Below are 20,582 nucleotides of genomic sequence, written 5' to 3'. Positions count from 1 at the left end.
TCGAATCGCGCGGAGCCTTCGCAGTCCCGGCCCCGCCGCGCCGTCGCACTTCAAGGAGCCTCGCGCCATGCCCCGTCTTCCGTTGCTGACCCTCGTGGGTGCGCTCGCCACCGGCTGCGGTGCCTCGCACTCCCACGTCGCCCTGGAGGATCGCGCCCTCACGGACGCAGCGCCTCCCCAGACGCCTCCGCCGGCCGCCCGGCGCTCCGTCGCCGCGGAGGAACCGCCCCCGTCCCCGCATGACGCCCGCGCGTTCCTGGCCCGCTTCCCCACGCCCGCCGCCTGCGAGGGCGCCGCCCGCAAGCTCCAGGCGTCCTCGCGCGACGACGCGTGGCTGGCCCTGAAGGTCTGCGCGGAGGCCCCCGGCTTCACCCAGCTGGGCGCCGTGCTGGGCAGCGCGTGGGCGGAGGACCTGCGCGTGCGTCCGGACGCCGCCAACCTCATCGCCCGCGTGGTGGCCCAGCGCGGCGGCAGCGTGGACGGTGAGCTGCGCCTGCTCCACGCGCGCAAGGTGCCCATCTTCTCGCTCGCGTCCGCCATCGCCCAGCCGGACACCTACCGGGGCCGCTACGTCCTCCTGCGCGCGCAGGTGGCCGACCAGCGCTCGGAAGGGGAGCGTCCCACGCTGTGGCTGGTGGAGCAGGGCCTCCAGTCCGTGGGCTCCCGCCGCGAGGTCGGCGTCGCCTACAACACCGACACCGTGACGGAGACCTCCGGCGACCTGGGCGGACGCACCGCGCTCACCGGCGAGGGCCGCGTGGGCGGCTCCATCTTCACGCGCGAGAGCACCACCCAGTCCGCCTCCGAGCGCACCTACGACAACCTCTCCGAGGAGACCGGCCGCGAGGCCCTGGGCCGCCTGGCCGCGCCGGATCCCTTCCTGGAGACCCGCCGCGACTACGTCATCCTCGCGCGCTTCGACGGCCTGCGCGTCACCTCCGGCATGACCACCGACGACGAGGACGAGGGCCCGAAGATCCCCGTGCTCACCATCGTCAGCTACCACCTGCCGCAGGCGCTCGCCGTCTACTGACGGACCGCCGCGTCCGTCAGCGCTTCACCGGTGGCGCCGCCGCGGTCAAATCCCGCGACGGCGTGCCGGAGTAGATCTCCACGTCGGTGGCCACCCACGTCCCCAGCCGCTCGCCGTAGGTCGTGTGCACCAGCACGCCCGGGCGCAGCTGGGCCCGGGCCACGCGCTTGCCGTCGAGGAGGATGCGCGTGGACGGCGCCACCTCGAACGGCCGCTCCACGCCGTCGTCGTCGCGCACCGTGAAGCTCCGCGTGCCGGAGAGGGTCACCGTGCCGTAGAAGTCCGGCGCGTCCTCGGCCACCGCCTCACCCGCGCTCCCACCTCCGCCGGTGCCTTCGTCCGCCAGCGCCTCCGAGCGGGGCTGGAACGCCGCGAGCGCCGGCACCATGCCGCTCTCCGCGACGGCCATCCCGTCCCGGGACTGGCACGCGCCGACCCCCAGCGCGAGCCCTCCCATCAGCCCTCCGGCGAACAGCCACCTCCCCCATCCCTGGCGCATGGCACCCACCTCGCGTGCGTTGGTGCTCCCAAGATGGGGCGGAAACCCGGTCCGACAACCACCCCCGGCAGGGAGGTCCACTCCAGTGTCACCCGGGCCACGGCGGCCGTGACTCCGGGTGGGGGCGAAGGGCCTCTGTCAGTCCGGACCGGACACCAGCCCGTGCTTGCGCAGGAGCTTCCGCAGGTAGACGCGGTCGATGCCCGCCTCGCGCGAGGCCTTGGAGACGTTGCCGCCGCACCGCTCCAGCAGCGTGCGCAGGTAGTCGCGCTCGAAGCCCTCGATGAGGCGCTCCTTCGCTTCCTTGAAGGGCAGCTCCAGGGCCAGCGACAGCGTGTCCTCCGGGCCCAGGTCCGGCGCCAGGGCAGGGCGCGGGCGCGGCGTGTCCGGCAGGTCCGGCAGCGCGGACTCGCCCAGGCTCACCACCCGGTCCACCACGTTGCGCAGCTCGCGCACGTTGCCCGGCCACGGGTACTGGGCGAGCAGGGCGCGCGTCTGGTCCGACAGGGCGCTGGGCGGCTTGCCCATGCGCTCCAGCACGGTGTCGATGAGCAGCGGGATGTCCTCCGGCCGCTCGCGCAGGGGCGGCAGCGTCGCGCGCAGCACCGCGAGCCGGTGGAACAGGTCGCCGCGGAAGCGGCCCGCCTTCACCGCGCCCTCCAGGTCCTGGTGCGTGGCCGCCACCACCCGCACGTTCACCGAGCGGTAGTCGTTGGCGCCCACCCGCTTCACCTGCCGGCGCTCCAGCGCGCGCAAGAGCCGGGGCTGCACCTCCAGGGGCAGCTCTCCCACTTCATCCAGGAAGAGGGTGCCGCCGTGCGCGCGCTCGAAGGCGCCCGCCCGGTCCGCCTGCGCGCCCGTGAAGGCGCCCTTCACGTGGCCGAACAGCTCCGACTCCAGCAGCTGCGGCGCCACGCCCGCCAGGTCCACGATGACGAAGGGCCCCTTGGAGCGCACGCCGTGCGTGTGCAGCGCCTCCGCGCACAGCTCCTTGCCGGTGCCCGTCTCCCCCTGGATGAGCACGTCGGACTCGCCCTGGGCCACGCGCTCCAGCAGGGTGAACACCTCGCGCATCCGCCGGCTCTGGCCCACCAGGTTGCCGAACCGTTCCCGGTTGGACAGGGGCAGGGCGTGCGCCTTCTCTCCCTCCGGAACGAGCTTCAGCTCCGTGGTGCCCAGCGTGAGCACCGCGCCGGGGCGCACCTCCAACGTGGTGAAGCGCATGCCCTCGCAGAACGAGCCGTTGCGCGAGCCCACGTCCACCGCCTGGATGCTGTCCTCGCGCACGTCCAGGAGCAGGTGGCTGCGCGACACCGCCCGGTCCGCGATGATGACGTCCGAGCCGGGATCCGCGCCCACCCGGTAGCGGCCGGGGGCCAGCGGGTAGCTCTGGCCCGCGTCCGGGCCGGACAGCACCAGCAGCCGCACCCGCACCCGCGCCGAGCGCATCGCCGGCAGGGCGTCCGTGCGAAGCTGCCGGTCCTCCTCCCCGCTGTCGTCCCCGAAGCGCGCCACGGCGCGGACCATAACATAGGGAAATGGAAAGGCCCGGCCTCCCCGCACGCTCCGGAAAAGAGCGTGGACGGAAGAGGTCGGGCCCGGGATGCGGCCAGGGGCTGCGCGGCCGTCAGGCCGGCGGCTTCGCGTGCTTGTAGAACAGCACCAGCGTGTAGCAGTGGAACTCGTTGTCGGAGGACTGACACACGACCCGGTCCACGATCTCCAGGTCCGCGTTGCTCTTGATCCAACGGGTGACGTTCTCACCCAACTCTTCCCGCTCCTTGGCCTTCGTCGCGGAGAAGACCTTCACGCCCGTGAACATCGCCTGCCACTCCTTGTGCGGTGGTGAGAAAAGGCTTGACCGGGGGTTATCGCACACGCCTTTTCAGGGTGTCAAAAATGCTGCGGTCCAAAAGTCGTGATCCATGAGGGAGCGGGGGAGCGTGGCCGGGGTGGGGGTTTGCAGGTCCGGCGGCATGCATAGGTTCACCCGGTCGCACCCGGTTCTTGGATTGGGGCGGGGGCCCGGAGCCATTTCCGGCTTCAGGGCCAGGGCGGAAAGAGGGGGCAGGACCGTGGACATGAAGACGAAGAAGGACCTGGCGGTCGATTTCATCAACACCATCCGCACCATGGAACCGAGTGCGCTCAACGCCCTCATCGTGAAGGAGGCGGGCGAGGAGCTGGCGCAGTTCTTCCTGAACTACAGCGCGAACCTCATCTCCAAGGACCCTTCGCGGGTGCTGGAGAACACCTCCTCGCTGATGCTGATGGGCTACCTCATCCGCACGTACGAGGAGAAGAACAGCCAGGCCAAGCAGGGCAACTTCCAGTCCTACGCGTACGCCTGAGCGGTGCGTGCGCGCGGGCTCGACAGGCCCCGGGAGGCCTGTTAGGCACGCGTCGCCCATGCTCATCGACCTACACGCCCATTCCCATCTGTCCAAGGGGTGCGAACTGGAGCCGCGCGCCGTGCTGGAGCGGGCGGCGATGTTCGGCCTGGACGCGGTGGCGTTCACGGAGACCAACACGCAGGACGGCTGCGACGAGCTCTTCGAGATCGGCGCGAAGTCCAAGGTGAAGGTCTTCGTGGGCCTGGAGCTGGTGACGGACCGGGGCCAGTACCTCTGCTTCTTCCCGAAGCCGGAGCTGGCGCCGGAGCCCGTGCAGATGTGGGGCAGCAACCGGGAGAAGCCCTGGAGCGCCGCCGAGTGCCTGCCCAAGGTGAAGGCGCTGGGTGCGGCCATCGTCGCGGCCCGCCCCTTCGACCGCGACGTGCCCAACCCCGCCATGGACTACGTGCGCTCGCTGTCGGGCGTGCTGTGCGCGGTGGAGGGCTACAACGCCAAGGTGAAGCAGACCGCGAACGACCTGGCCGTGGAGGCCGCGGACGTGCTCAAGCTGCCCTGCGTGGGCGGCAGCGACGCGCGCGGCTCCCTGGACGAGATGGGCCGCGGCGCCACCTTCTTCAAGCGCGACGTGCTCACCCAGGCGCAGCTGGTGGAGGAGCTCTTCAAGGGCGACTACTGGCCGGTGATGGCCGGAGAGCTGCCCCGCCTCACCCGGCCGGGCGAGGCCCAGGCCCAGCGCAAGGGCGGTGGCGGCGGCGGCAAGAAGCAGCACCGCCGCGGCGGCCGGCGCTAGGCGCTACGGCAACACGGGCTTGCCCGCCTCTTCCGCGCGCACCAGCTTCCCGTCGGTGAGGAACGCCTTGCGGCGCTCCCCGGCGTAGCGCCACTCCTCGTTCTTCGCGGTGCCCTCCAGCGTGCGGCGCACGGACTCCGGAGGCCCCCAGGCCATGCGCACCGCGTCCGCGGGCATGTCCGCCACCAGCGTCTTGGCGCGCACGGCCTCCTTCACCGCCGCGCTGAAGCCGTTGAGCTGCTCCGTCAGCGGGTGGGGCGACAGCGTCTTCTCCAGCTCCACGCGGAACGCGTCCGGCCGGTCGAGGTTGGGCGGCAGCACCATCACCACCTGCTCGCCCGCGGGCGCGCCCTCCACCGTCACGTACACCCACGGCCAGGTGCGCGGGGAGTAGAGGACGCGCTCGGTGACGACCCACGCGGTGGGGAACTCCACCTTGTTGATCCGCACGCGCGAGCCGGCGGGGAGGGTGGCCTGGATGGGGCCGGGGTTGATGGGCTTGCCCTGGGTGTCGTCCACCAGCCGCACGTCCTCCGGCGGGTAGGGCGTGAGCAGCCGCTTGGACGCGTCCCCGAAGAAGGGCGTCAGGTAGGCGGAGACGCGCAGGTACTGCTCCGCGTCCGGGCCGGTGAGGGTCCGGTCCAGCGAGGCGCGATCCTCGGGGGACATGCGGGTGGCGGACGCGCAGCCGGCGGACACGGCAGCCAGCAGCGGCACCAGGAACAGGGACGACAGCGAGCGGAAGGAACGCGGCATGGCACCTGGAGGCGCGCGGGATGGAACGCGCGCACTTCAAGGTGCCTGCTTAGCCTAGCGGATGGCCTGCGTCAGCGCCGGCGTGTCCGTCGCCGCGAGCTTGCCGTTGCGGCAGCCGCGCTGCGGAGGGCACACGGGGCCACGGCCATGCGGGTCCGCGACCAGGAGGAATCGCCCCTGCCCCCGCGCATCCGTCAGCTCCGGGTGGCCGCACAGCGCGCAGTGACGGGGGGGACGCTTCGAGGGAGGAAAGGGCACGCGTCAAGTGTGCGGCCTCCCCGCGCCCCCAGCGAATTTTCAGCCGGGGGCGGTGGGACGAAGCGCGCTACGACTTGTCGCTGGACGCAGGGGCAGGCGCGGCCGCGGGAGCGGCGGCGGCCGGCGCGCTGCTCGTCGACGACGCGGCGGACGAGGACGACGACGAGGAGGACGATGATGACGAACCGCCGCCGTCCTTCTTCGTGGAGCCGTACAGGTCCGAATACCAGCCGCCACCCTTGAGGTGGAAGCTGGAGCGGCTGACCTGCTTGCTCAGCGTGCCCTGGGCGCCGCACGCGGTGCACGCGGGAGGCGTCGGGTCGGACATCTTCTGCAGGACGTCGATGGTCTTTCCACAGGCCGAGCAGCCGTACTCGTAGATGGGCATGGGGTGGGTACCTCGTGTCGATGAGTCAGTGCGAAGGGGATTGGGCCTGGGCGGAGAGCTGCTTGCGCAGGCCCTCCGTCAGGTTCAGGCGTTCGAAGGCGCGGGTGACCAGCTCCGCGGGCGCGCCGTGCTTGCGCCCCACGACGTTGGCCAGCGAGTGCAGATCCGTGGCGTCCGGCAGGGCATCCTTCGCCAGCCGCTCCAGCTCCTTGCGGAGCGCGTCGGTGAAGCGCTTCTGGATGCCCAGGTCCACCAGGTACTTGTCCCGGCCGAGCAGATCCAGCCGGTGGGTGAGGTGGCCCGTCGCCAGCACCTCGTTGCGGAAGCGCTCGCGCAGGGCCTCCACCTCTTCCTCGAGCTTGAGCGCGTGCACCAGCCGCTGCAGCTCGCTGGGGGACAGGCCCAGCGCCCAGCCCACGCGGCCGGTGGCGCCGCGCTGCGAGGCGTAGGCCGTCTGGATGTTGTGGCGCTCGCGGGCCTCCAGCGTCTCCATGATGCCGTGCTGGCGCAGCACGTTCTCCATGTCCACCTGGGTCAGCTCGCCGCGCGGCCCGTTGTAGCGGTGCTCCAGCGTGCGCAGCAGCGAGTAGCGGTGCTCCGTGGCCTCGATGGCCGCCTCCAGCGTCTCCTTGCCCTCCGCGCGCGTCAGTTCAAAGAACGACAGTCGCTGGGCCTCCACGCGGGTGAAGCGGCCGCGGGGGCGGGGCAGCTCGCGCTTGAGGAAGCGCGGGGCCTCCTCTTCGTCCGGAGCTTGCGGGGCCGGAGTGGCCTGGGCGTCGGCGTCGTCCGCGTCGGTGGTGCGCTTCTTCGGGGCGATGCGCTCCTGGACGGCGGCGGCCTCCGCCTTGGCGCTCTTGCGGCGGCCTGTCTTGGCGTCCGCTTCCTCCACGGGGGAGGAGGGGAGGGCGAAGACGGGCGTGGAGGGAGCAGGCGCGGGGGGCGGCGTCTTCTCCTCGCGCACCTGGGCCAGCTCCTGGACCACGTCGTAGTAGCCGCACTCCTGGCGCTGGGCCGCGAGCGACGGCGTCACGCCGCGCAGGATGTCCACCACCGCGAAGGGCCCCAGGGGGGACGTCTCCGGTTCACCGTCCGTGAGGGCCCGGACCCGGAAGTCCTCCTCCTCGGTGAGGAGCGCGAGCGCCTCGCGGACCTGCTGTGCGGGGGCCGGAGCCTTCGCGCGTCGGCAGAAGTCCGACACCGCCACCGCCACCGGGGTGGGTACGTCATCGGGCTGCCGTCTTCTCTGCCAGGGACTGATCATGGAAAGGTTCGGAAAATTGCTCGTTTACGAGGGCGGATGCCTCTATCTTCGCGGCCAGACAGGTGTCAATGAGCCAGTCCGGCCTCAATGTAAACAGCTCACGCGCGGCGCAAGTCGAAGGCGCCCGAGTCCGTGGTAGTCAGCGGGGAAGCAGGCGCTTGCCGGGGCCGGTTGGCGAAATTGTCTTGCGGGAGCAGGCATTCCCACCTCAACACATGGGGTGCTCCAGAGATTGCAGATGACGACCCATCACCACAGCCACTCCCATTCCGAGAAAGACAAGGACGAGGTGCTGGCCCGCTACATGGCCCAGCACGGCCTGAAGAGCACGCGCCAGCGCAGCCTCATCATCGACACGTTCTTCGAGGTGGGCGGCCACCTGTCCGTGGAGGAGCTGTGGAACAAGGTGCGCGAGCAGGACACCAAGGTGTCCGTGGCCACCGTCTACCGGACCATGAAGCTGCTCAACGAGTGCGGGCTGGCGCACGCGCGCAACTTCGGTGACGGGCAGACGCGCTACGAGGCGGCGGCGGGGCGCGAGCACCACGACCACCTCATCTGCACGAGCTGCGGCACCATCGTGGAGTTCGAGAACGACCGCATCGAGACGCTCCAGGACGCGGTGGCGCGCAAGCACGGCTTCACGGTGACGTCGCACAAGATGGAGCTCTACGGCCTGTGCCGTGAGTGCCAGCTCCGCGGCGGCCCTCCGGAGACGGAGGCCTGAGCCGCGTGGGCCCGGTGCGACGACGCGCGCTCGCGTGCGCGGTGGCGCTGGGCATGCTCGGCCTGACGGGCCTGGGGGCCGGCTGTCACCGGAACAGCGGGCCGGTGGACGCCGGGCCCGCGTTCTACCGGGCGCTGTGGCTGCCGTCGGTGGGGCCCACGCGCTACGACCCCCGGCAGCTCCCGGGCAAGGTGGTGCTGGTGTCCTTCATGGCCACCTGGTGCTTTCCGTGCCTGGCGGACCTGCCCACGCTGAAGCAGCTGCAGGAGACGTACGGCCCCCAGGGCTTCCAGGTCGTCGCGGTGGGCATGGACATCGACGAGGGCCGGGTGCTGGGGCCGTTCGCGGACCACTACGCCTTTCCGTACCCCGTGCTGCTGTCGGATGAGCGGATGCGCGCCGGCGGGAGCGCCTTCGGCCGCATCCGGGCGCTGCCCAGCACGGTGCTGCTGGACAAGCACGGCCGCGCGGTGGCCGCGTGGCAGGGCATCGAGGGCCAGTCGGACGTGGCGAAGGCCATTGAAAAGCTGCTGAAAGCGGACTGACTTCCGGCCCGGCGGGGGAGTGCTACAGGGCTGGAGCGGAATTCTTGCGGGCAGGGGGGCCGCTGGTACCTTCGCCGGCGCTCATGACGTCCCGGCGAAAGCTCCTGATGGTGGCGGCGGTGGTGGCGGTGGCCCTGAGCCTCGCTTCGGTGGCGGACGCCAAGGGCTTCCGTCGTTACCTGCGCCTGCGGCAGGACGTGGAGGCGCTCGACGAGCGCAACCGCTCGCTGGCCGCGCAGAACGACGCGCTTCGCAAGGAGATCGCGGCGCTGCGCAAGGACCCGGCGACGCTGGAGCAGTCGGTGCGTGAGGAGCTCGGCTACGTGAAGCCGGGCGAAATCGTCTTCCATCTGGAGTCGCCATGACCTCGCTGTCCGTGGTGCCCTCTCCCGCGAAGCTCGTGCGCGCCTTCTTCCGCGCCATCCCCGCGGCGGTGGCGCTGGCCACCTTCGTGCACCTGGCGCAGGGCGGCTTCCGCGGCCTGCACACGCTGGGGTGGACGGAAGCGGGGCTGGTGGTCGGGCTGCTCGTCGGCATTGGCATGGCGGCGTGGCGCCGGGCGATGCGCTCCTCGGTGGGCGCGGTCATCGACCTGCGCGACGACCTGGAGCTGGGCGGCGGGCTCATCTCCGCGGCCTTCATCGTGGTGGCCATCGGCGGCGGGGAGCTGTTCCCCATCGTGTATCTCTTGATGGCGTTCCTGGTGGCGTTCCTGCCGCGCAACGCGGGCATGACGCTGCTGGGCGTGGCGCTGGTGTACGACGGCCTGGTGACGCTGGGCGGGCCGGTGGTGAACGTCACGGGTTTTCTGACGCACACGCTGTTCCTGGCGCTGTTCGCGGGGCTGTACCACCTGGTGCTGTCCGCGCGGATGGCGGTGGCGAAGCGGGCGGAGTCGGACGCGGTGCAGAAGCGCATCCGCGAGGTGGAGGAGCGCGCGCGCACCTTCCGGCTGGTGTCCTCCGGCACGCAGGACAGCTTCAGCGGGATGAACTCCGACGAGAAGTGGCTGGTCGCGTCGGTGAAGGAGATTGAGGGCGCGGTGCACGCGGCGCTGGAGATTGCCGAGACGGGCCTGCGCACGGACACCTGCGCGGCGTTCCTGCTCACGTCGGACGACCGGAGCCTGAAGCTGTACGACTGCCGGTCCGCGTCGGAGCGGGTGCAGCGTGAGAAGTTCAACGCGGGCGAGGGCATCATCGGCGGGGTGCTGAAGCGCCGCGCGCCGGTGCGGATGAACTCGCCGCAGGGGCTCAAGGGCGTCACGTATTACGAGGGCGGCGGCCCCACGGTGCAGGCGCTCCTGGCGGTGCCCATCCTGGAGGGCAGCGGGCTGGTGCGCGGCGTGCTGGTGGCGGACAAGCTCAAGAACGAGCCGTTCACGGACCAGGACGAGAAGATGCTGACCACCATCGCCGGAGAGGTGCTGCGCTCCATCGAGGTAGAGCGGGTGATGAGCTACATCCGCAAGACGCGCGACGAGAAGGACCGGTTCTTCCGGGCCATCGAGGAGCTGAACCGCGCGGGCAGCCCGGACCAGGTGTTCGTGGCGGTGCTGGAGGCGACGCGGCAGCTGGCGGGGCTGGACTTCTGCGCGGTGACGCTGGTGTCGGAGCAGGAGGGCAAGCGGGTGCACCGCGTGATGCGGATGACGGGCGTCACGGCGCAGGGCAAGGCGCTGGAGGGGCGCACGTTCCAGGACAACAACGGCCTGGTCGCGAACGTGGTGCGCTACGGGGCGCCGCTGCCGGGGCGGGACATCAAGGCGATGGACCGCCAGGTCATCTTCGACGAGGAGACGCAGGTGCGCGGCCTGGGCGCGCTGAAGATCTTCCCGCTGGTGGCGGGGGACCGGATTCTGGGCACGCTGGTGGCGGGGTCGCGCAAGAAGACGGCGTTCGAGCAGGACGTGCTGCGGATGATTGAAGTCATCGCCATCCAGGCGGCGCAGGCGGTGTTGCGCGCGCAGCTCTACGAGCAGATGGAGCGGATGGCGACGACGGACGGCCTCACGGGGCTGCTCAACCACCGCACGTTCCAGTCGCGCGCGGACGAAATCCTGGCGCAGGCGCGGCGGTACAACCGCAAGTGCTCCATCATGTTGACGGACGTGGACCACTTCAAGAGCGTGAACGACACGTACGGGCACCCGACGGGCGACCAGGTGCTCAAGGGCGTGGCGCGCATCATCAAGACGCTGGCGCGGGACACGGACGTCGTCGCGCGCTACGGCGGCGAGGAGTTCGTGATGGTGATGCCGGAGACGGACGTGCAGGGCGCGAAGATCATCGCGGAGCGCATCCGCGAGGCGGTGATGGCGGAGGTGTTCCAGACGGAGATGGGCCCGCTGCGCATCACGATGTCGCTGGGCATCGCGACGTTCCCGGACAACGCCATGGAGAAGCAGCAGATGATCGACCTGGCGGACCAGTGCCTGTACCACTCGAAGCGCAACGGCCGGAACCAGTCCGTGACCGTGGCGCAGATGCAGGGTGGCCGGAAGCTGGCGGCGGTCGCGGAGTAGGGCGGCGGTATCGATGCCGCCGCTTCCCCTCGCCGTCACCACCAGCACGAAGACGGACGTGGCCACGGTGCGCGAGGCGCGGGCCGTGGCGCAGCGGTGGAACCTGCCGTTCCTTCCGCGCCGCTCCAGTGAGGGCATCGCACCCTGGCTGGGCACCAAGGTGGAGGCGCTGCTCGTCGTCGGCGGTGATGGCGTGACGCTGTGGGAACCGCAGGGCTCGTTCGGCTTCCACGCTGGCATGGCGCACCTGCGGCGCATGCGCCTTCGACAGGGGCAGCGCGATGATGCGTTCCTCAAGGTCGCGGAGATTGTCCCGGGGGACGCCGTGCTCGACTGCACCCTGGGGCTGGCTCAGGACGCGCTGGTGGCGTCGCTTGCCGTGGGACCCACGGGCCGGGTCGTCGGTCTGGAGAAGAGCCTGCCCCTGTGCATCGTCGCAGCGGAGGGACTTCAGCGCTACGACCGAGGCGCGGACTCCTGCGCCATCGAAGTCCTCCACGCGGACGCGCATGCGTACCTGAAGACGCTGCCCGCGAAGTCCTTCGACGTCGTCTTCTTCGACCCGATGTTCGCCAAGCCGAAGAAGGCCCAGCCCGCCTTCGACGTCCTGCGCCGCTTCGCGGAGCACGCCCCCCTCACACCTGAAGCAGTGGAGGAGGGGAGGCGCGTCGCCCGGCGCTGGGTCGTCGTGAAGGGCGCCCGCCACACCGATGACTTGAAGAAACTGGGCATCGAGCCGGCGCCCACGTCGCGCTTCAGTGACGTCATCTGGGGCCGGCTGCCCGCGACACCCTGACGCTACTCCTTCTCCAACGACCCCTTCGGCGGGCCTTCGCTCCCCATCGGGGACAGCTTGCTCGACAGCGCGCCGGCCTGCTCGTGCGCCATCAGGTCGCGCGGCGAGCGGTAGTACTGCATCGGCGAGTGGTGCAGGAAGTTCGACACGCGGCTCGTGTAGAGACACGCGTACTGCTCCACCTGGTAGCCGAAGCGGCTGTTCTCGTTGCCTTCCTTGAACAGCAGCCCCCAGTACGGGTTGAAGCCCTCCTCGACGTCGCGCTCCAGCGTGTCCGCGATGCCGTTGGTCTCCTTCAACGACCGGCGCAGCTTCTCCAGCTCCGCCTTCGTCTTCTTGCGCAGTTCCTCCACCTCCTGCCGCTCCGGCGCCGGAAGCTCCTCGCGCTCCAGCCTGCGCTCCAAGGTGTTCAACACCGTCTTGCGGTGGTTCACCTCGTCGTCCAGCCGCGCTCGCGTCAGCTCCACCTCCGACAGCGTGACGATCTCCTCTCGCCGCGCGTCCGTGTACGTGATCTCGTCCTCGATCTCCTGGACGATCATGCACGTGCGCCACAGCGACGACTTCTTCGACTTCAGGATGTCGCCGTAGATGTGGTCGCCCACGTAGAGGACGTGCTCGCCCCGGTAGCCCGTGAACTCCTCGAACTGGGCCAGGTTGCCTCCGGAGTACACCGTGCCGCGCTCCAGCGACTTCGCCTCGCCCACGACCTTGCCGGCCTCCGTGGACGAGTCCAGCTCCAGGAACGGCCGGTTCTCCGTGAAGAACGCCGGCTTGCCCGCCGCCGTCACCGTGAAGTCGAAGTAGTTGCGCCAGCTGGGGTACTCCGGCAGCTGCCCGTCCAGGAGGTAGCGCATCACCGCGTTCGTGTAGTCCCACGCGGAGTTCGTCAGCAGGAACAGCCGCTTCCCGCCCGAGCGCAGCTTGTGCAACGCCGGCCCCAGCTCCGGATCCAGGAACACGTAGCGCGCCAGGTCCTTGCGGATCTCCCGCTTGAGGGAGTTGTCCCGGTGCACCGTGTCGATGGCTTCCCGGATGTCGTCGTAGAGCTTGCCGTAGTTCACGGTGTGCCCCAGCGACTCCATCAGCTCGATGATGCCCGAGTACAGGCACGTCTCCGGCAGCGCGAAGAGCGTGTCGTTCCACGCGAACTGCGGGTTGCGCAGCCGCACGCGCTTGTTGCGGTACAGCTCCTTCCACGCGTCGCGCTTGAGCGGCCGCAGGCCGTGGTACGCGCGCCCCACGTGACCGAAGCGGTCCATCTTCAGGACGTTGCCGTTGACCCGGTCCACCGCCAGCCCGCGCATCACGAAGTGGTGGTCGTAGAGCAGGCCGCCCACGAACGGCGGGTAGCCGTACTCGCTGATCAGCTTCGCGAGCGTCATGTCGAACGACAGCTGCTCCAGCCGGCGCATGTGGTAGATGGCCAGCGTGTAGTCCATGTCGAAGCCGATGAGCTCGACGTGGTCCATGCGCAGGTTGCGGTTGACGAACACGTCCCGCGAATGCGGCACCTGGGCGGTGGGCTCGCGCGGCGTGGTGAGCAGCCGGCCGAGCACGTCGTCGGTGAGCAGGTCCCTCGCGCGGCGGGCCGCGTCGTCGGCGTGCTCGCGGCGGATGGAGGAGCGAAAGCTCCCGTGCAGCGGATCCACGGAGGGTCCGCCCGGGATGGGATGGTAAGGGGAGAGGTAGGGCGCCACGGGACCTCAAGACATAACACGCGCCGCTCGCCCTTCGCCCGCGTCCTTGCGGGCTTCGCACGGGGCTGGCACGCTTCCGTCCAACGATGCGCACCCCACGTCCATCCCCGGCCTCCGCCGAGGACCTCCACGCGCGCCTGGCCGCTCGAATCACCGCGCTGGAGGACCGGGTGCGCCGGCTGGAGGCCCGGCTCGCCCTGGAGGCTCGCAAGCCACCCCCCGTCCGCACCCGCGCCAGCGTCTCCGCCGCCACCGTCCGCACCGCCCGGCCCCGGCCGCGCTGCCCCGGCTGCACCCTGGAGCTGCCCCGCGGACGGCGCGGTGAGTCGTGCGTCTGGTGCGGCTTCATGTTCGCCGCCGTGGCCCGCCGCGCCAACGGGCCCAAGACGCCCCGGAAGCCCCGATGAGCGGGACGTACCGGCTCACCGGCCGCACGGAGGCAGGGGACCTGGCGGAGCTGTACGAGGCCCTGCTGCTGCCCTCCATCCCCGTCGCGGTGAAGCTCTTCCTGCCGCGCACCTCCGACCCCGCCTATGCCCGCGAGCTGGCGGAGACGGTGCGGCGGCTCCAGCCCGTGCGCCACCCGGGCCTCCTCCACGTCGTGGACGTGGGCTTCGTGCGGCAGCGGCTCGCCGTGGTGCGCGAGGACGTGGACGGCTTCACGCTGGGCATCGCGCTCCAGCGCCTCAACACGAAGGAAGTCCTGCTGCCGCCCACGGTGGCGCTCTCCATCGTCATCCAGTTGTTGGAGACCGTGCAGCTCGCGCACGACGCGGGCGTCGTCCACGGGGCCATCACCCCCGGCAACGTGCTGCTGTCCCGCGAGGGCTTTCCGGCCATCTGCGACTTCGGCGCGCTCCAGGCGCTCCTGTCCGTGCCCCAGCTCAAGCGCACGTTCGCGCACCGGGGCCGCAGCGCGTACCGCGCGCCGGAGGTCGCTCGCGGTGAGACGCCCACGGAGGCGTCCGACGTGTACTCGCTGGGCGCCATCGCCTACGAACTGCTCACGCTGCGCGAGGCCGTGGTGCCCGGCAGCGGTGTCAGCACCCGCCGCGAGACGCTGCCTCCGCCCAGCCGGTTGGACCGGCGGATCAACTCGCGGCTGGATCCGGCGGTGATGCGCGCGCTGGATCCCGCACCGCAGCGGCGCTTCCGCTCGTGTGGCGAGTTCGCCCAGGCCCTGCGCAACTTCCTCTCCGCGGGCGGCGGCCTGCCCGGCCCGGAGGAGGTGGGGCGCTTCGTGTCGGAGCTGTTCCCCAACGAGGTGAGCCTCGCGGCCCCCGGGCCCGTGCCCTTCGTGGAGCCCTTCCAGCTGGAGCCCGTCTCCGGCGCGGAGATGGAGGACCTGCACGCCGAGGAGCACGAGGCGTCCATCGTCCAGCGCGCCCCGTACAGCCGCGCGCCCACGGAGCACGAGGCCTCCGCGGACACGCAGGAGGCCGCGCCCGGCTTCGAGGCGTTCCGTCCCGAGGACTACGCGCCGGACGCACCCGCGGACGACGAGCCCGAGCCCGCGAACGAAGCGCGGAGCACCGACCCTTCCCACGCGGGGCCGCTGGAGCAGGGCTGGGACGCGCCGCCCGGCGTCCTCGCGCAGAAGTCCCGCCGTCAGGCCGGCCCGCAGGGTGGACCGGAGGGGCAGGCCTCCTCGCGCGCCGGGCGCAACCCTCGCGTGAAGGTGGTCGAGGACTTCTCCGGGCCGCCCCTGGGCGAGGACGAACCGCCCGTGCCCACCGGCCGCCGCGCCGCCATGCGCCCCGGGGTACCCCTGGGAGGGGACGAGCCCGTCCCACCCTCTGGCCGCCGTCCGGCCCTGCGTCCCGGACCGCCCCTGGGCTCGGACGACGCGCCTCCGCCCTCCACGAAGCGCCCGGCCCTGCGCCCCGCGCACGGTGCCGGCGGCAGGGCCCCCGGCCAGGAGACCGCGATCCTCCCCGCGGGCGGAGGAGCGCCCTCCACACCCCCCAAGGCCCCCGAGCCGGCCATGCCCCGCCAGGAGCGCCGGGGCCGCGCCGAGCCCACCGAGGCCCTTCCCGCGGAGCCCCGCTCGGAGCGCCGTGCGGCTCCTCCCAAGGCGGAAGGCCGCGCGCGCAGCGACATGGCCGAGCCCGCGCCGTCGGACCGGCACCTGCCCGTGCACCAGCGCTTCGACACGGTGGAGACGCCGCGCATGGACGCGGTGGACGCGGGGACCCGCCGCAAGCGCCTGCTCTTCATCGCGGGCGGCATCGCCCTGGTGGGCCTGTTCATGTTCGCCGTCGCCACGTGGCGGCTGGGCCTGGAGCCGGTGCAGGAACCGGAGCTGCCCCGCTACGACCCGAACGCGCCCGTGGCGAACGGCGCCCCGGCGCAGCCCGCGAACCCGTCCGCGCTCAAGCCCATCACGCCCCCACCGCCCGCGCCCACACCCAACCCGGCGGCGCGGGACATCGAGGACGAGGACGCGGAAGAGGACACCCCGGAGCCGGGCGTGCCCCCCAAGAACCAGCGCGCGTTCCTCACGCTGCGCACGAACCTCCCGGCGAACGTCTTCATCGACGGGGCCCGGGTGCGCCGCGCGACGCCGCTGGTGAACTACCCGGTCCGCGTGGGCACGCGCGACATCCGCGTGGTGGCCATCTCCACCGGCGAGCAGAAGGACTTCCAGCTCCGCTTCTCGCGGGGCCAGCACCAGAAGCTGGACGAACAGTTCCAGCCTCCCCCCACCAGGCGGTGAGTTCCGTGGAGCGCACGCGCATCTTCGTCGTCGAGGACCAGCCCCAGCTCCTGAAGAACCTGGTCAAGGTGCTGGGCACCTTTCCGGAGCTGGAGGTCGTGGGCACCTCCCAGGATGGCGAGCAGGCGGTGGACGACATCGTCCGCGAGCGCCCGCAGCTCGTCCTGCTGGACCTGGAACTCCCCAGCCTCAACGGCATCCAGGTGACCCAGAAGGTCAAGCGCCGGGCCCCGGAGGTGGAGATCCTCATCCTCACGTCCTTCGAGGACGAGCAGAAGGTCTACGAGGCCATCCAGGCGGGCGCGTCCGGCTACCTGGTGAAGCGGGTGGGGCCGGAGAAGATCCGCTCCGGCATCCAGGAGGTCATGGACGGGGGCACCGTGCTGGAGCCCATCATCGCGCGGCGCTTCTGGAACTACTTCCAGTCCGTCCAGGCGAAGCCCGCCCAGAAGCCCGCCGAGCTGCCCTGGGGGCTGACGGCCCTGGAGCTGGACGTCCTGCGCTACGTGGCCAAGGGCCTGTCCAACGCGGAGGTGGGGCGGGTGATGACGCTGGAGCGGCGCACGGTGCGCACGCACCTGTCGCATATCTACCGGAAGATGGGCGTCAACTCCCACGTGGACGCGGTGGTGATGGCCCTGCGTGAAGGTGTCGTGGATCTCTAGCCCCGCCGTGGTTACGGTGAGGCACCTATGTCCAAGGCATCCCCGCGGTCCACCGCCGTGCGCGCGGTGGACCCCACCCTCGCCGCCCTCTTCGACGTTCACGAGGCAACGCTGCCCAACGGCCTCAAGGTCCGCCTGCTGGCGAACCACCAGGCCCCGGTGGTCAGCCTCTACACCTTCTTCCAGGTGGGCAGCCGCAACGAGCGGCCCGGCATCACCGGCATCAGCCACCTGTTCGAACACATGATGTTCAACGGGGCGAAGAAGTACGGCCCCAAGATGTTCGACAAGACGCTGGAGTCCAACGGCGGCCGCTCGAACGCGTACACGTCCAACGACATGACGGTGTACTACGACGACTTCAGCGCGGACGCGCTGGAGACGGTGCTCGACCTGGAGTCGGACCGGATGCGCTCCTTGCGCATCTCCGACCAGACGCTGGCCAGCGAGCGCCAGGTCGTGATGGAGGAGCGCCGCGTCCGCGTGGACAATGAAATCCCCGGCATGATGGACGAGGAGCTGGGCACGCTCGTCTACAAGGCGCACGCGTACCGTTGGCCCGTCATCGGCTGGATGGCGGACATCGAGAACATCACCCGCGAGGACTGCCAGGAGTACTTCCGCACGTACTACGCGCCCAACAACGCGGTGCTCTACATCGTCGGGGACATCGACCCGAAGAAGACGCTCGCGCTGGTGCGCAAGTACTACGGGAACATCCCGCGCGGCCCCACGCCCGCGCCGGTGCTCAACGCGGAGCCGGAGCAGAAGGGCGAGCGCCGCGCCGTGGTGCGCCACCCCGCGCAGTCGCCGTCGGTGATGATCGGCTTCCGGGGCCCCGCCGCCAGCGACGAGGACACGCTGGTGCTGGACGTCGTCCAGTACGTCCTCACCAAGGGCGAGGGCAGCCGGCTGGTGAAGTCCCTCGTCTACGACCAGAAGGCCGCCGTGTCGGTGATGCTCGACTGGAGCTGGCGCATCGACCCGGGGACCGTCCTCTTCTACCTGGAGCTCAAGCCGGACTCGGACCCCGCGAAGGTGGAGGCCCTGCTGTACGCGGAGCTGGAGAAGCTTGCGCGCGAGGGCGTCACCGACAAGGAGCTGCAGAAGGCGAAGAACAACCTGCGCGCGGACCACCTGCGGGAGCTGTCCACCAACAGCGGCCGGGGCCACGCCCTGGGCCACTACGAGGCCCTGCTGGGCGACTGGCGCGAGGGCCTGTCCCTGCCGACGTTCTACGCGTCCGTCACGGCGGAGCAGGTGAAGGCCGTGGCCGCGAAGTACTTCGCCCCCGAGCGCCGCTCGGTGGTCACCCTCCATCCCGAAGCCGGCGCCAACGAAGCCGGTGACGAAGCGGCGGAGGCTTGAACCCATGGCCTCCCGAAAGATCGCCAAAGTGAAGAACACCGTCCGCAAGGCCGCCAAGGCCGTGCGCAAGCAGGCCACCGCCGCGCGCAAGAAGGTCGCGCAGGCGAAGAAGGCCGTCCCGGCCCGCGCGAAGAAGCTGCTGAAGGCCGTGCCCGCGCCGAAGCCCGCCGCCACCGGCGAGCTGAAGCTGCCCGCGCTGCATGAGAGCACCACGTCCACGGGCCTGAAGGTCATCGCCGCCGAGCGCGGGCCGCTGCCGCTCGTGTCCGTGCGGCTGGTGATGCGCGCGGGCGGCGTGTGGGACCCGCCGGGCAAGGACGGCCTGGCGGACTTCACCGCGCGGCTGCTGCGCCGGGGCACGAAGCGCATGGACGCGGATGGCATCAGCGAGGCCATCGAGTTCGTGGGCGCCAGCCTCTACGCGGGCGTCAACGAGGACGTGCTGTCCGTCTACCTCACCACGCCCGCGGAGCACTTCTCCGCGATGCTCGACGTGCTGGGGCAGGTGATGCGCGAGCCCACGTTCCCGGAGCAGGAGGTCGTGGACGCCCGGGAGCGCGCGCTGGCGCAGTTCGCCAACGACCTGGATGATCCGTCCTCCATCGCGGACCGCGCCTTCACGCGCGCCGTGTGGGGGGACCATCCGTACGGGCGCGACCTGGGCGGCAACAAGCGCACCGTGTCCACCTTCACCCGCGACGACGTGGTCCGCTTCCACGCGGAGTGCATGGGGCCCAGAATCTCCATGCTCACGGTGGTGGGCGCCATCGCCCCGGAGACGGTGGCCGCGGAGGCGGAGCGCGCCTTCGCCGGCTGGACGGGCGGCCCCGACGCCGAGCCGATGCTGCCGCGCAAGCAGGAGCCGCTGGCGAAGGCCGGCACGGTGCTGCTGGTGGACAAGCCGGACCAGACGCAGTCCCAGGTGCGCCTGGGCGGCCCGGGCTTCTGGCTGGGCCACGAGGACTACTTCCCCGCCACGGCCATGAACATCGCGCTGGGCGGCGGCTTCACGTCGCGGCTGATGAACGAGATCCGCGTCAACCGCGGCCTCACCTACGGCGTCAGCTCCTACTTCGACACGATGAGCTCGGGCGGCATCTTCGCGCTGTCCACGTTCACGAAGACGGCGTCCACGCGGGAGATCATCGACGTGGCGCTGAAGGAGATCCACGGCGTGCGCGACAGCGGGCTCAAGCCCCGCGAACTGAAGGACGCACAGAGCTACCTGGCGGGCCTCTATCCGCTGCGCACGGAGACCAACGAGTCCGTGGCCTCCGTCATCGCGGACATGCGCATCCACGGCCTGGGCGACGACTGGGTGGAGAAGTTCCGCGACCGGCTGCGCGCGGTGACGCCGAAGGACGTGGCCGCCGCGGCGAAGAAGTACGCGTTCGCGGACCGGCCCGTCATCGTGGTGCTGGGCAAGGCGTCGGAGGTGAAGCCGCTGCTGGAAGGGCTGGGCCCCATCACCGTCGTGCCGGCTTCGGACTACGAATGAGCGGCGGCGTTCCCCGCGTCCTCTTCGAGGGCGCGGGCGTGATGGTGGTGGACAAGCCGGCCGGGGTGCTCGTCATCCCTGGCCGCGAGGGCGGCCCGTCCCTGCGCGACACGCTGGAAGCGCACCTGGGCCGCAAGGTGTACGTGGTGCACCGGCTGGACCGGGACACGTCCGGGGCCCTGGTGTTCGCGCTGGACGCGGACGTGCACCGCGCGCTGTCCCAGGCCTTCGAGACGGGCAAGGTGCGCAAGCGCTACCGCGCCCTGGTGGAGGGCCGGCTGGAGGCGCCCCGGATGGTGGACGCGCCGCTGGTGGCCGGCCGCAAGGGGCGCATGCGCGTGGCGAGGCCGGAGGAGCCGGACGCGAAGCCGTCGCGCACGCGGGTGCGCCCGGTGGAGACCTTCGCGCGCGCGTCCCTGGTGGAGGCGGAGCCGCTGACGGGCCGCACGCATCAGATCCGCGTGCACCTGCTGTCGCTGGGGCACCCGCTGCTCGTGGACCACCAGTACGGCCGCGAGGCGCCGCTCACGGAGGGCGACCTGGGAGGGCAGGGGACCCAGGAGGTGCTGACCCGGACGCCGCTGCACGCCGCGCGCGTGGAGTGGCCCGCGCTGCCCGGAGTGCCGGCGCGCGGCGTGGATGCGCCGCTGCCTCCGGACATGCTGCGCGCGCTGGAGCTGCTGCGCGCGGCGGGGTGAACCCAC

General features: G+C 71.1%; 22 protein-coding genes. 14 read left to right on the top strand and 8 right to left on the bottom strand.

Going from position 1 to position 20,582, the window contains the following annotated elements; genetic code table 11:
* Window positions 1-67 precede the first annotated feature (67 nt).
* Window positions 68-1,033 carry a hypothetical protein gene (locus NR792_RS08480; RefSeq protein ID WP_375759557.1) on the top strand — a complete coding sequence of 322 codons (966 nt, stop codon included), beginning with the start codon at window positions 68-70 and terminating at the stop codon, window positions 1,031-1,033.
* Between the two features lie 16 nt (window positions 1,034-1,049).
* On the opposite strand, the gene NR792_RS08475 is transcribed toward NR792_RS08480, so the two are convergent.
* From NR792_RS08475 to NR792_RS08465, 3 genes are all read right to left on the bottom strand, one after another.
* Complete coding sequence (locus tag NR792_RS08475; protein ID WP_375759556.1) at window positions 1,050-1,532, bottom strand: hypothetical protein; 483 nt, start codon at window positions 1,530-1,532, stop codon at window positions 1,050-1,052.
* A gap of 138 nt (window positions 1,533-1,670) precedes the next feature.
* Window positions 1,671-3,059, bottom strand: coding sequence for a sigma 54-interacting transcriptional regulator (locus NR792_RS08470; RefSeq protein WP_375759555.1), 1,389 nt, complete (start codon window positions 3,057-3,059; stop codon window positions 1,671-1,673).
* A gap of 100 nt (window positions 3,060-3,159) precedes the next feature.
* The gene (locus NR792_RS08465) at window positions 3,160-3,354 is read right to left on the bottom strand and encodes a hypothetical protein (protein ID WP_014397120.1); all 195 of its coding nucleotides are present in this window, start codon (window positions 3,352-3,354) and stop codon (window positions 3,160-3,162) included.
* 253 nt (window positions 3,355-3,607) lie between these two features.
* On the opposite strand from NR792_RS08465, the gene NR792_RS08460 reads away from it, so the two are divergent.
* Together NR792_RS08460 and NR792_RS08455 are read left to right on the top strand one after the other, a co-directional pair.
* Complete coding sequence (locus NR792_RS08460; RefSeq protein WP_043321624.1) at window positions 3,608-3,883, top strand: hypothetical protein; 276 nt, start codon at window positions 3,608-3,610, stop codon at window positions 3,881-3,883.
* 58 nt (window positions 3,884-3,941) lie between these two features.
* Window positions 3,942-4,676, top strand: a complete 735-nt coding sequence (locus tag NR792_RS08455) for a PHP-associated domain-containing protein (RefSeq protein WP_375759554.1) — start codon at window positions 3,942-3,944, stop codon at window positions 4,674-4,676.
* Window positions 4,677-4,679: 3 nt separating this feature from the next.
* Here the strand turns inward: NR792_RS08455 and NR792_RS08450 are convergent, their stop codons facing one another.
* The 4 genes from NR792_RS08450 to NR792_RS08435 form a co-directional block, all read right to left on the bottom strand.
* Entirely contained in the window at window positions 4,680-5,432 is a 753-nt protein-coding gene (locus NR792_RS08450) for a hypothetical protein (protein WP_375759553.1), read from the bottom strand.
* A 54-nt stretch (window positions 5,433-5,486) separates the two neighbouring features.
* A complete protein-coding gene (locus tag NR792_RS08445) occupies window positions 5,487-5,690 on the bottom strand; it encodes a hypothetical protein (RefSeq protein ID WP_120530714.1) in 204 nt (67 codons plus the stop codon).
* Between the two features lie 67 nt (window positions 5,691-5,757).
* Window positions 5,758-6,078, bottom strand: a complete 321-nt coding sequence (locus NR792_RS08440) for an FmdB family zinc ribbon protein (RefSeq protein WP_375759552.1) — start codon at window positions 6,076-6,078, stop codon at window positions 5,758-5,760.
* A 25-nt stretch (window positions 6,079-6,103) separates the two neighbouring features.
* A complete protein-coding gene (locus NR792_RS08435) occupies window positions 6,104-7,339 on the bottom strand; it encodes a hypothetical protein (protein ID WP_375759551.1) in 1,236 nt (411 codons plus the stop codon).
* A gap of 238 nt (window positions 7,340-7,577) precedes the next feature.
* On the opposite strand from NR792_RS08435, the gene NR792_RS08430 reads away from it, so the two are divergent.
* The 5 genes from NR792_RS08430 to NR792_RS08410 all read left to right on the top strand — a co-directional run bounded on the left by NR792_RS08430 (window position 7,578) and on the right by NR792_RS08410 (window position 11,931).
* Window positions 7,578-8,066, top strand: a complete 489-nt coding sequence (locus tag NR792_RS08430; RefSeq protein WP_375759550.1) for a Fur family transcriptional regulator — start codon at window positions 7,578-7,580, stop codon at window positions 8,064-8,066.
* Complete coding sequence (locus NR792_RS08425; protein ID WP_375761590.1) at window positions 8,063-8,611, top strand: TlpA family protein disulfide reductase; 549 nt, start codon at window positions 8,063-8,065, stop codon at window positions 8,609-8,611. The genes NR792_RS08430 and NR792_RS08425 overlap by 4 nt, the downstream gene beginning before the upstream one ends.
* 83 nt (window positions 8,612-8,694) lie before the next feature.
* Window positions 8,695-8,976, top strand: a complete 282-nt coding sequence (locus tag NR792_RS08420; RefSeq protein WP_139917371.1) for a septum formation initiator family protein — start codon at window positions 8,695-8,697, stop codon at window positions 8,974-8,976.
* Window positions 8,973-11,135, top strand: a complete 2,163-nt coding sequence (locus NR792_RS08415) for a diguanylate cyclase (protein WP_375759549.1) — start codon at window positions 8,973-8,975, stop codon at window positions 11,133-11,135. Before NR792_RS08420 ends, NR792_RS08415 begins: the two co-directional genes overlap by 4 nt.
* A 13-nt stretch (window positions 11,136-11,148) precedes the next feature.
* A complete protein-coding gene (locus NR792_RS08410) occupies window positions 11,149-11,931 on the top strand; it encodes a class I SAM-dependent methyltransferase (RefSeq protein WP_375759548.1) in 783 nt (260 codons plus the stop codon).
* A 2-nt stretch (window positions 11,932-11,933) separates the two neighbouring features.
* Here NR792_RS08410 and NR792_RS08405 read toward each other — a convergent pair whose 3' ends face one another.
* Window positions 11,934-13,631 carry an HAD-IG family 5'-nucleotidase gene (locus tag NR792_RS08405; RefSeq protein ID WP_375759547.1) on the bottom strand — a complete coding sequence of 566 codons (1,698 nt, stop codon included), beginning with the start codon at window positions 13,629-13,631 and terminating at the stop codon, window positions 11,934-11,936.
* 86 nt (window positions 13,632-13,717) lie between these two features.
* On the opposite strand from NR792_RS08405, the gene NR792_RS08400 reads away from it, so the two are divergent.
* Genes NR792_RS08400 through NR792_RS08375 form a run of 6 tightly spaced genes read left to right on the top strand, consistent with a single transcriptional unit; the run spans window position 13,718 to window position 20,576 of the window.
* Window positions 13,718-14,038 carry a hypothetical protein gene (locus NR792_RS08400; RefSeq protein WP_375759546.1) on the top strand — a complete coding sequence of 107 codons (321 nt, stop codon included), beginning with the start codon at window positions 13,718-13,720 and terminating at the stop codon, window positions 14,036-14,038.
* Entirely contained in the window at window positions 14,035-16,347 is a 2,313-nt protein-coding gene (locus NR792_RS08395; RefSeq protein WP_375759545.1) for a protein kinase, read from the top strand. Before NR792_RS08400 ends, NR792_RS08395 begins: the two co-directional genes overlap by 4 nt.
* A 5-nt stretch (window positions 16,348-16,352) precedes the next feature.
* Entirely contained in the window at window positions 16,353-17,012 is a 660-nt protein-coding gene (locus NR792_RS08390; protein WP_375759544.1) for a response regulator, read from the top strand.
* Between the two features lie 27 nt (window positions 17,013-17,039).
* Window positions 17,040-18,380 carry a M16 family metallopeptidase gene (locus NR792_RS08385; RefSeq protein WP_375759543.1) on the top strand — a complete coding sequence of 447 codons (1,341 nt, stop codon included), beginning with the start codon at window positions 17,040-17,042 and terminating at the stop codon, window positions 18,378-18,380.
* A 4-nt stretch (window positions 18,381-18,384) separates the two neighbouring features.
* A complete protein-coding gene (locus NR792_RS08380; RefSeq protein ID WP_375759542.1) occupies window positions 18,385-19,878 on the top strand; it encodes a M16 family metallopeptidase in 1,494 nt (497 codons plus the stop codon).
* Complete coding sequence (locus NR792_RS08375; RefSeq protein WP_375759541.1) at window positions 19,875-20,576, top strand: RluA family pseudouridine synthase; 702 nt, start codon at window positions 19,875-19,877, stop codon at window positions 20,574-20,576. The genes NR792_RS08380 and NR792_RS08375 overlap by 4 nt, the downstream gene beginning before the upstream one ends.
* Window positions 20,577-20,582 lie beyond the last annotated feature (6 nt).

It is taken from the genome of Corallococcus exercitus, assembly GCF_042231735.1.
GTDB classification, from domain to species: domain Bacteria; phylum Myxococcota; class Myxococcia; order Myxococcales; family Myxococcaceae; genus Corallococcus; species Corallococcus exercitus_B.
Note: the sequence above shows the minus strand (reverse complement) of the source record. Positions and strands in the feature narration are given on the sequence as shown.